The 9,676-nt window shown below is 60.4% G+C and carries 6 protein-coding genes and 1 pseudogene; 4 read left to right on the top strand and 3 right to left on the bottom strand.

Features of this window, described 5'->3' with window-relative positions:
• Window positions 1–68: 68 nt before the first annotated feature.
• Window positions 69–920, top strand: a complete 852-nt coding sequence (locus M3436_16765) for a hypothetical protein (GenBank protein ID MDQ3565686.1) — start codon at window positions 69–71, stop codon at window positions 918–920.
• Window positions 921–1,051: 131 nt separating this feature from the next.
• Window positions 1,052–1,201 (top strand): annotated as a pseudogene (locus tag M3436_16760) (IS1595 family transposase).
• A gap of 304 nt (window positions 1,202–1,505) precedes the next feature.
• Here the strand turns inward: M3436_16760 and M3436_16755 are convergent.
• Both M3436_16755 and M3436_16750 read right to left on the bottom strand, forming a co-directional pair.
• On the bottom strand, window positions 1,506–2,057 hold the full coding sequence (locus tag M3436_16755; GenBank protein MDQ3565685.1) for a hypothetical protein: 552 nt from the start codon (window positions 2,055–2,057) through the stop codon (window positions 1,506–1,508).
• A 358-nt stretch (window positions 2,058–2,415) separates the two neighbouring features.
• Window positions 2,416–4,437, bottom strand: coding sequence for a TonB-dependent receptor (locus M3436_16750; GenBank protein MDQ3565684.1), 2,022 nt, complete (start codon window positions 4,435–4,437; stop codon window positions 2,416–2,418).
• Window positions 4,438–5,022: 585 nt separating this feature from the next.
• On the opposite strand from M3436_16750, the gene M3436_16745 reads away from it, so the two are divergent.
• Both M3436_16745 and M3436_16740 read left to right on the top strand, forming a co-directional pair.
• Complete coding sequence (locus M3436_16745; protein ID MDQ3565683.1) at window positions 5,023–7,956, top strand: hypothetical protein; 2,934 nt, start codon at window positions 5,023–5,025, stop codon at window positions 7,954–7,956.
• A 74-nt stretch (window positions 7,957–8,030) separates the two neighbouring features.
• Entirely contained in the window at window positions 8,031–9,548 is a 1,518-nt protein-coding gene (locus M3436_16740; GenBank protein ID MDQ3565682.1) for an alkaline phosphatase D family protein, read from the top strand.
• Here M3436_16740 and M3436_16735 read toward each other — a convergent pair.
• On the bottom strand, window positions 9,496–9,676 hold a 181-nt coding region (locus M3436_16735), incomplete at its 5' end, for a hypothetical protein (GenBank protein ID MDQ3565681.1). The genes M3436_16740 and M3436_16735 overlap by 53 nt on opposite strands.

The following is a 9,676-nucleotide window of genomic DNA, read 5'->3' as shown; positions in this document are numbered from 1 at the left end:
ACACCGGCGTCCTCACCCTGACTAACAGCACCGTCTCGGGCAATAGCGCTGGCCGCTTTGGCGGTGGCGTGTTTAACAACGTCGGCACCCTCACACTGACCAACAGCACCGTCTCGGGCAATAGCGCCGAGACCTACGATAGCGGTGGCGTGTTAAACACCGGCACCCTCACCCTGGCCCGTACGCTAGTCTCCGGCAACACCAGCCCCACCGGGCCTGAGATAGGGGACTATGGTACTATCACCGCCAACAACTACAACCTCTTTGGCCACGACGGGGACGCCGGGGTGTTCGGCTTCAGCCCCGGCTCCACCGACCTGGTGCCGAGCGAAAGCCTTGGCGCCATCCTCAATGCCACGCTCGCCAACAACGGCGGGCCGACGCGGACCCATGCCCTGGCCGCCGGCAGCCCGGCCATCGATGCCAGCCCGGACGATGCTGACTGTGCGCCGACCGACCAGCGCGGGGTCCGCCGCCCGCAACGGGCGGCCTGCGACATCGGCGCCTTCGAGGTCTCACGCCAATCGCCCTGCGACACGGCCAGCCCGACCCACGGCTGCACTGTCAACGGCGTGCCGAATCGGGTGTGTCGCGGCACCTCGGGCAAAGACCGAATTGTGGGAACGAAACGCAACGATCGCATCTTCGGGCGCGGCGGTGCCGATGGCCTCATCGGGAACAAAGGCGATGATCTTCTCTGCGGCGGGGACGGCAACGACACCTTGTTCGGTAACGGCGGGTCCGACCGGCTGTTCGGAAACAGGGGGAACGACAAGCTCAAGGGCGGATCGGGGCCGGACACCCCGAACGGCGGCAGCGGCGCGGATAGGCTCAACGGCGGTCGCGGCATCGACACCTGTAAGGGCGGCAGCGGTACCGATACCGGGGTCAACTGTGAGACGGAGATCAACATCCCATAGTAATTGTTGGGAGAGACGCCCAGGACGCGGCACTGCGTGGCCACGGCATAGTCCGCCTGATTTGCCTTCACGAACTCGAATCCTTCAACGGGATCGAGCCGGTCTCCCGCGCGAACCACAAGCGCGGGGCGGTCGACGAGTTCACGTTCCGATTCAACCGACGCAAGTCCCGCAGCCGTGCCAAACTCTTCTATCGACTGGTTCAGCAGGCCGTGGCCACGCCTCCGGTGCGGTATGAAGGTCTGGTTCGGCGAGACCGCTGCGAAACCACAACCGGTTGAGGTTACCTGAATCACATGGATAGCCCTCTGCTGTAAAACCCGCACCTGCAATCCGAACGCGAAGCGATGTATGGGATGCTGGCGCAACGCTTGGGACTGCGACGTCGGTGGTCAGCGATCGGCCGAGCGGCGTCATCGTCGCCGAGTGCAATCGCAACCGGTTCCGGTGCGTGGCGGGCACCGAGCTGCGTGAAGTTCTCCCCCAAGTAGCCAGTTGCAAATAGCCCGGTCTTGGGCCTGCCCTGGTGCTCAGCGCGCGTTGCGCGACGAGCACCAGGGCGTCAGCACTACGTCGCTCCGCCGATCAGGCGGGCTCGATCAGAACGGCGCGCGCGTCGCTTCGAACCTCGACGTCAAAGGTCACGCCACTGAACTCGTACCAAATCTCCGGCAGGCCGCCGGCGCTCGGACGAATGCTTTTCTCGATCGCCGACTCCTCGGAGGCCTCGAAGCCGGGAGCGAACCTGCGCACCGCCTCGCGCACGTTCCCCGGCACTTTGTGCCGCGAGATCTCGATCTCCAGCTCCACGAGCACCGCATCGGCTTGAATGTCGGCCTCGAGCAGCGTGCCATCGGAAGCGTGACCCTTGACCTCGTAGATGGCCACGATTTCGTCGGCGTCGACCTGCGCGCCCGTGAGCACGGCTCGGCCGTCATATTCCTTGAACGCGACTCGGGCCGCGTGCAACACGAGCGGCGGAACGTCCGCCAGATCAACTGGCGTGGATCCCGCAGTGGGGGCCTCGGCCACGCCGAGGTCGTTGGCTTTCACACTTTCGACGGCATGAGCCGTGGCGAAGGGAAGACTCGCAGTCAGCGCCACGGAAGATAACGCAAGAGATAATTTGGATTTCATCGGATGGGACTCCTTTAGTATTAACGAGAGATGCGGAATTTACCTGTTCCGAATGACATTATCGCGGCATTCGAATTACGGCAGCGGGATTGTGCAGGGGCGTGATGAAGAGTTGATGACCGGACGAAGAAGATTGCGTGACGGGGCAGGTCCGGCTGGAGGGGTAGGTCGGACCAGCAGCAGGGAGGTGCCGATCCACGCCAGCGGTCCCAAAGCGCACCTCGTGCGTGGCGCATGGAACAGACCTGGATCTATCACGTGATGAAGGAAAGCTTTCCGCTTCTGAGCGGGCTCGACGTCATATTTGGGCTCCTCGGGTGGCTGCGTTGCTGCGGACTACGATCGCCTACCGCCATCCCTAAAATCGCCAGCGATAAGTTAAGGCCGCGTTGATGCCTGCATTAAAAATCCCTGAGCCATGAGTTTTGTATTTCTTGTCGGCGAGATTTTCTACACCAACGATGATTTCGTGCTGCCGTGCGAGCTTATACCCGGCGCGTAGATCGAAGACCACGTAGCCGGGGGTACCATCCGGTCCGATGCGTGGGTCGCTGATATCGCCGGGTGCCAATCGCTTTTGATGATCGGCCCAGACGACAGCAAATTCGCTCCAGAGGTTCGGGTCATGCGCGTAGCGCAGGCGCGCATTGCCATTGAGCGGCGGAATGCGCCGCAAAGGCTCTTCGGTGTCGGAATCCGTGCCCTCGGTCCAAGCTAGCGCCGTTTCCAAGCGCCAGTGATCATTGAAGCGGTACTCCAGAATAATTTCCACCCCCTGGATCTCCGCGTTGCTTAGATTACGGCGCTGGAGGATTGGATTGCCATTGGGCTGACGTCCTACCGTCATGCGATCAATGAAGCCCTCGTAGTCACTGTGAAAATAGTAGGCTTCGGCCGCGATGCGCCCGGAGAAGTACTTTAGCCCAATCTCTTGGTTGACCGATTCCTCTGGCTTAAGATTAGTGTTGGGAATTTCGTTAAAGAAGTCCACGCGGCCGAAAAAGTCCTCGATATTCGGTGCGCGGAAGCCCCACGCCACGCCGCCGATCAGGTTGAGCGCGGGGCTCAGACGAACTAGCAGGTTCAGGTTGCCGACGACCGCATCCGTCTCGAAACTCAAGCGCTGGTTTCCAAGTGTGCCTTCCGTGTCAAACCGGCTGTAGCGGACGCCAGCAATAGCATCTAGGCGGGAGCCGATGCTGGCCTCGTCCTGGAGATACCAGCCCCAGCTTTGATAAGACGTGCCATCAGGGACGCCTGGCGCGATCTCGGCAGCGCGGCCGCTAGGCAAATCGAATCGGCGCTTACGGGTGTCATAGTGGTCTCGATAGAAGTCGAAGCCATAGGTCAAGGAATGGTCATCGCCAAGGCGATTGTTCAACTGCAGCGCAGCGCCAAAGGTTTTGACGTCCGTCAGCTCCAGAGTCTCGGTGAGGGGGGTGGCGCGGTCAATGATCTCTTCGCCTTCCCGTTGTCGATTATAGGAGAGGTTGACTTTGGCACCGTCGAAGATCGCGACGTCTTTACCGCGATATTCAAAGTAACCCAACGCCCGTTCTTGCGGCTCGTAGTTGAACTTAAGCCTGTCGCCCAATACCACCTCGTTGGTCTTGGGTACGTCGAATTGACGTGTATATTGCTGGGCAAGAATGAACTCGTGGTGGTCGCCAAGAAGGTAATTTAGCTTGAGGTCCGCGTGCGCTTCGTCGTAGGCGCTAGGGACTTGCGCACCAAGGTCGCCGCCACCGTTGAGATCATTGAAGATCTTGCCGGTGGCTCCGGCGATCACGCCGAGCTTGCCCCGGTTGGCTTCCACTTGGCCACGCAGCATACCGGCGTCCGCTGCGCTTTGGTATTGCCCGGCAAATAAGCCGCCCAAGTCTTGATGCTCTTCAAAATTCTTCCGGCGGCGTGTGATTATATTGATGGAGCCGCCTAACGCGTCGCTACCGTAGAGGACCGACGTGGGGCCACGCACGACCTCGATCCTTTCAATGATGTTTGGGTCGATGGTATTCAGATATTGGTGGGGCCCTGCCCGATAAAAGGAGTTGTTCGCGCGTACCCCATCGACGAGCAATAGAACTTGTTTGCCGGTCAAGCCGCGGATGAACGGCGAGCCGCCGCCGAGATTGCTCTTCTGGATGTAAACGCTGGGCATGTAACGAAACAGATCCGGTGTGGTCGCCTGGTTGGATTGCTCAATGCGGCGTGTGCCCAGCACGGCGACCGCCTGCGGCGTGTTAACCCGATCTCGCTCCGTACGGGTTGCCGTCACGACCAGCTCGGGAAGCTGGACAGGTTCTTCGGCCATGCTCAGGGGACTGGCCGTGGCGGCCGTGAGCGGTAGACATAGGTAGACGTGGAGGTCGTTACTCACCGGGTCGCGCGGAAAGACTTGCGGGCGCGGAGCCGGGACGGGCCGTTTTGACTCGCCCTGGCTTAGTTGAGAAGCCCGATCTAGTTCCGTCTACGGGGCAGACCCTCGGGTCCGATCACGGGCCGCGAGCGCCAGCGAAGCTCCCAAAAAAGCAGACATTGTTATCGACGCCAAAATCAAGAATCTCTTGCAAGCCTCTCAACGCATGGATATGGCTACGCTCCTCGTTACGGTCATTGTCCCCTCCCTCCCGCCACAAGTCCTCCATTATCTTCGCTGCAACCCTATCTGGCGCTTCGGTCCGTGAATCGACGGGAAGGAGGGGTCAGCGCGAAGGCTAGCGCGCCCAAGTTACACGACCATGACAGGTCGGTTACCATTCATCTGCCAATGAATCCCCGCATGCCTCGCATGGTCTACGGACGAAAAGAGCATAGCGCGCATTTTGCCGAGGCTTTCCGGCCCTCGAATACCTTTAACCAGATCGTCACTCCATTGAAATCTTTGGTTGCTATCGTTTATAGACACCTAGCGAAATAGAGGTGCGTTTCGACATTTAGACTTATTAGACTTAGGAGGGGTTTCATGAACGGTAGATACAGACAGTATAAGCTGGCACGCGCCGTCTCGATGGCGGCCTTGCTTGGAACCGCCGTACTGTCGGCGTTCACACACGCCACCGCGGCCGCCCCGGTCAGGCCGGGTCATGCGATACTCCAGGGCGAAATCTTGCCGACTGGCAAACGCATCACGCCGGAGGCGGCACCCGGCGCCGTTTTTCAGTCACTCAACCCGGGTTTGCCAAACCGGCCGGATTTTCTGGCCGACCATGCCGTCGATACCGCCATCAGCCCGGACGGCAAAACGCTTTTGGTCCTGACGAGCGGCTACAACCGTAACAACGACGCCAGCGGCAGCCGCGTCGCCTCCGAATCCAACGAATACGTGTTCGTCTTCGATATCAGCGGCGTGGCACCGGTGCAGATACAGGCCGTACAAGTGGCGAACACCTTCAACGGCATCGCCTGGAACCCCAATGGCAACGAGTTCTATGTGTCCGGCGGCGTTGATGACAACGTGCACGTGTATAAAAAAAGCGGTGCTACCTGGGCGGAAAGCATACCTTCGATCGGGCTTGATCACGGTAATATCGGGGTAGGTGTGGGCGTAAGACCGATGGCGGCTGGACTCGCCGTCAATGCGAGCGGCACCCAGATCTTGGTAGCGAACTACTTCAACGACTCCGTCAGCCTGATCGAGCTGACGAGCCGTGCCAAGGTAGGGGAACTCGACTTGCGGCCCGGGAAGAACGGCGGCGAGCCAGGCACCCCGGGCGGAACCTATCCGATCGCGGTGGCCTTCAAGGGTGACGGCAAGGCTTATGTTTCTGCGCAACGCGACCGCGAGCTGGTCGTGGTGAGCGTAAGCGGCCCGCAGATGACGGTGCAAGGCCGCATCAAGACTCAGGGCCAGCCCACCAAAATGACCTTGAATACGCTTCAGGACCGTTTGTATGTCGCCAGCGACAACAGCGATACGGTGCTGGTGGTCGACACCGAGCGGGATCGGATCGCGGAGGAAATCCTGACGACGGCACCCGCGCAGGTTTTCCCGAAGGCGGAAAGATTCAAGGGCGCAAATCCCAATAACGTCGCCCTGTCGCCGGATGAACGCACGCTGTACGTTACGAATGGTGGCACAAATTCGGTGGCGGTGATCCAACTGGGCCGAAGCGGGGACCACGGCAAGCATGAACGTGGGCCGAGTAAGAGCCGCGTCATCGGTCTTATTCCGACCGGTTGGTACCCCAATGCAGTCAGCGTAAAGCCGGATGGCAATGCCTTGTATGTGGTCAACGGCAAGAGCAACACCGGTCCGAATCCCGCGGGATGTCGCGATACCACGTCCATCGGCTCGGATGCACAAAATGCGTGCAGGGCGGCTAACCAATATGTCTGGCAGTTGGAAAAGGCCGGTTTCCTGACCCTGCCCCTACCGGACGGAAAGGACCTGGCCCGTTTGACCTGGCAGGTGGCGTACAACAACGACTTCCCGACGGCTCAGGAGCACGCGAAGTGGGCGGACACCATGGCGTTCCTGCGCCGCCGCATCAAGCACGTGATCTATGTGGTGAAGGAGAACCGGACCTATGATCAGGTGCACGGTGACTTCCCCACGGGTAACGGCGACCCCAGCCTCGCCATCCTGTCGCCCTATAGTCCCAACCACAACAAGATCGCCGGCCAGTTCGTGCTGCTGGATAACTTCTACGACAGCGGCGAAACTTCCGGAGTGGGTTGGAACTGGACGACGGCGGCGCGCACCAATGACCACGTCGAGAAGACCCAGCCGCCGAATTACGCCGGGCGGGGCCTCAGCTACGACTGGGAGGGGGCCAACCGCAACTTCCCGGTTTCCTTCACGCCGGAGGAACGTCAAGCCTTCGGATTCACCGATCCGGATATGCTGGCGGGAACCGCCGACGTGGCCGCGCCGGACAGCCGCGACGGTGAAGCGGGCACGGGCTACCTGTGGGACGCGGCGCTTCGAGCAGGGCTCACCATTCGTAACTATGGCTTCTTCGTGGAGAATATCCCCGGCGCCCCGGTGGTCGACCAGCCCTTCGCGCAAGGGATTAAACAAGCCGTCGCGTTGAAGCGGGCCTTGGCGCCGCACACGGACGAGTACTTCCGTGGTTATGACCAGAACAACTCGGACTTCTATCTTTTTAGGGAGTGGGAGCGTGAGTTCGATGGCTACGTGGCGGATGGCAAGCTGCCTAACCTCTCCTTGGTCCGCCTGCCCCATGATCACTTTGGGAGCTTTGGCACGGCGAGTTTCGGCGTCAACACGGTCGAGACCCAGATGGCGGACAATGACTATGCCGTGGGCCGGCTGGTGGAAAAAGTCGCCAAGAGCCCGTACAAGAACAAGACGCTCATCTTTATCATTGAAGACGATGCCCAGGACGGCGGCGATCACGTCGATGCCCATCGGAGCATCGCCTATATTGTCGGACCGTACGTTAAGCGCGGCGCGCTGGTGTCGACCCATTACACCACGGTCAGTATGCTGCGCACCATCGAGGAGGTGCTGGGTATAAAGCCCCTAGGCATCAACGATGGGCTGACCGCCCCTATGGCGGATTTGTTTAACAAACGGCAGAGGTCTTGGGACTATCAGGCGGTCGTGCCGCAGATACTTTACAGCACCCAGCTCGATTTGCCGCCGCAGGACCAGGCCGAGGTCGCCGCCGCACGGACGCCTTGCCACGGGACTCCTAAGCGGGATGGGGCCTATTGGGCGGTAGCGATGCGTGGGCAAGACTTCTCGGTCGAGGATCGCCTTGACGTTGCGGCCTTCAACCGCGCGCTGTGGACCGGTCTCCAGGGCGCTAAGGTACCTTATCCTACGCGGAGAGACGGCCTCGATCTGAGAGAAAACCGTGCAGCGCTTCTGAAGAAACACGCCTTGAGGGTCAAGGCACAGTGCAGCTCGCAGGTCGCGCGGGTTGAGTAGCCGGCGTTAGCGAAGAAACACGCCTTGCTGCCCTTAGCCGGTCTTCTTGAGAAACCAACAGCGGAGAACCCCTGATGAACCTCAGCAGCTTAAGACGCAACACGCTCGCAACGACGCTTTCGGGCGCCACGATTTTCCTGAGCGCCACCGTCGCCGCTGCCCCGGCGCTAGCGCCTGTCACCCATGGGGTGGCGGCTGGCGATGTCACCACCGAGAGCGCCGTGATCTGGTCGCGCACCGATCAACCAGCGTACATGCACGTACTCGTTGACGGTAGGCGTAATGACAGTGGCGCGCACGAGGTAGTCAAGGTCAATGCCGATGGCGATTACACCGGCAAAGTCCGGGTCACGGGATTGAAAGCGGGCCGGGACTATGGCTACAAGGTCTGGTTCAGCACCTCGAAGGCAGGGAGGCCGGGTGTGAACGGAGCCGCTGAAGGACACTTCCACACACCGCCCGCAAATAAGGATGCCGAAGCTGTGGTGTTTGGTTGGGGCGGCGATCTGGCGGGGCAAAACGTCTGCCGTGATGCCGTGGAAGGCTTTCCGATCTTCAAGGCCATGAATGCCACAGAGATGGATTTCTTCATCGGTCTCGGTGACATGATCTACGCCGATGGGGTCTGCAACCCTACCGGTCTTTACGGCAACGCCCAGGTGTCTGGTCAGTTCCTTCAGGCCGCCAACATGGCGGATTACTGGGGGCACTGGCGCTACAACCGCGAAGACGAAGGGTACCGGAGCTTGCTGGCTAGCATGCCCTATTACGCCATCTGGGACGACCATGAAGTCGTCAACGATTTTGGGCCGCTGCACGACACCCGCACCACCCCGCCCTACACCCCCGGCGTGCACCTGCTGCCCATGGGTCTCAAGGCGATGCTGGACTACAACCCCATACTCCCGGCCGGCAATACGCCGGAACGCCTCTACCGCAACATCCGTTGGGGTAAGAACGTAGAGATGTTCATCCTGGATACCCGTCAGTACCGGGACGCCAACTTTGTCGCGGACAGCGCCAAGAGCCCCAAGACCATGCTGGGTCGCGAACAGGTCGTCTGGTTGAAGGATGCGCTGAAGAAATCCAATGCGACCTGGAAGGTCATCGTCTCCAGCGTGCCGATGTCCATCCCCACCGGTTCCGCGGGTGCGGCCGGGCGCGACGGTTGGGCGAACTACCAGGAGACAGGCGGGTTCGAGTACGAATTGACGGACATCCTGCGCTACATGCAGCAGAACGGCATGTACAACGTGGTGTGGATCACCACGGATGTGCACTTCTCCGAGGTCTTCCGCTACACCCCGTTTCAGGACGATCCGGCCCCGTTTCAGGACGATCCGGCGTTCCAGGTCCATGAGATCGTGACCGGGCCGATCAACGCCGGGATCTTTCCGAACGCCGCCTTCGACCCGACCCTCGGCACGGTATCTTTGTTCCGTTTCCCCACGACGACCCCCGCTAATTACGAGGAGGCCAAGCAGATGTTCAATTTTGGTCTTATAGAAATCGCGGACGACGGCACGCTCGTCGCCTCGATCAACGGCATCGACGGCGCGGCCTGGTACGAGTTGCGACTCCCTCCGCACTGAAATCACGTTTTCGAAACAGGGTATCGGCCACATACCCATCGATCCCGTCCTCGAATAAGCGCTTCATATTGGCCTCCGTGTGAAACCCCGCATCGGCCGTGAGCTTGGTGTCCTCGAAGAGGTCTCCC

Source organism: Pseudomonadota bacterium (genome assembly GCA_030859565.1).
Classification (GTDB): domain Bacteria; phylum Pseudomonadota; class Gammaproteobacteria; order JACCXJ01; family JACCXJ01; genus USCg-Taylor.
Note: the sequence above shows the minus strand (reverse complement) of the source record. Positions and strands in the feature narration are given on the sequence as shown.